Source organism: Brenneria izbisi (genome assembly GCF_025840185.1).
Lineage (GTDB): Bacteria > Pseudomonadota > Gammaproteobacteria > Enterobacterales > Enterobacteriaceae > Brenneria > Brenneria izbisi.
The window spans coordinates 1-1,160 of record NZ_JAMPJU010000038.1; the positions used below are offsets into that span (position 1 = coordinate 1).

Sequence of the window (1,160 nt, forward strand, 5' to 3'; positions counted from 1 at the left end):
TGTAGTCCCCCCTGAATTTAGTCTTACCGCTTAATAGAGTTCTCTGGTTAAAATACAACCAACGGAGGCTCATCATGAAGAAAGCGCGTTTCACTGAAACTCAGATCCTGCGAGTTTTGAAAGAGGTTGAAGGTGGACGGCATGTGAAGGATGTCTGCCGCGAAAACGGTGTGTCGGAAGCCAGCTATTACAACTGGAAAGCCAAATATGGTGGTATGGAGTCCTCCGATATTAAGCGAATGAAAGCGCTGGAAGAAGAGAATCGCCGATTAAAGCAAATGTACGCATCCTTGAGCTTAGATCATGAAATTCTTAAGGATGTTGTAGCAAAAAAACTTTAGCGGTGCCTGAAAAGCGTGAGCTGGTGCGTTATATCATGACGGAACATCAGGCCAGTGAGCGACGCGGGTGCCGTATTATCGGTATTAGTCGAAGTCTGTTGCATTACCGCCCGAACACGACACGGGATCTGCCGGTGGTCGAGGCACTGCAAAAATTGGCGCATCAGTATCCGGCCTATGGCTTTGGACTGATGTTCAATAAGTTACGACAGGCAGGATCGCAGTGGAATGCAAAACGGGTTTACCGGATTTATCGTCTGTTAAAACTCAATCTTCGCCGCAAAGGGAAAAAACGCTTACCTAACAGGCATCCACAACCATTGGTTATTCCACATAAAATGAACCACTGTTGGTCAGTTGATTTTATGAGCGATGCCTTGATAGACGGGCGGCGATTCAGGTTATTTAACGTCGTTGATGACTTTAACCGGGAAGCGCTGGCCATCGACGTTGATTTGAATATACCGGCTCATCGTGTTGTGCGAATTCTGGAACGATTAAGCGCAGAACGAGGCTACCCGGCTTTTATACGAAGTGACAATGGGCCAGAACTCACCGCCGCCATATTAGCCGAATGGGCAGAAGGTCATGGTGTGATACTCGATTTTATTCAGCCCGGAAAGCCGATGCAGAACGGGTTTATCGAGCGATTTAACAAAACGCTGCGAACAGAAATACTCGATATGTATCTGTTCAGAACATTGTCTGAAGTGCGCGTACTCACAGAAGACTGGCGCATAGAATATAACGAAGAACGCCCGCATAGCTCACTGGGTGATATGCCACCTGTTATCTATGCGAGGCAAAAACTAGCCGGAG

The 1,160-nt window shown here is 47.2% G+C and carries 1 protein-coding gene; it reads left to right on the plus strand.

Translation table 11 applies throughout. From position 1 onward, the window contains the following. Positions 1-74: 74 nt before the first annotated feature. Positions 75-1,160 (plus strand): IS3 family transposase gene (locus tag NC856_RS17620; RefSeq protein WP_264091697.1). Its coding sequence is split into 2 segments (ribosomal slippage), with 1,087 coding nucleotides annotated over them: positions 75-324 and positions 324-1,160; the frame shifts between segments, so codons are not numbered across the junction. This gene is flagged as partial in the annotation.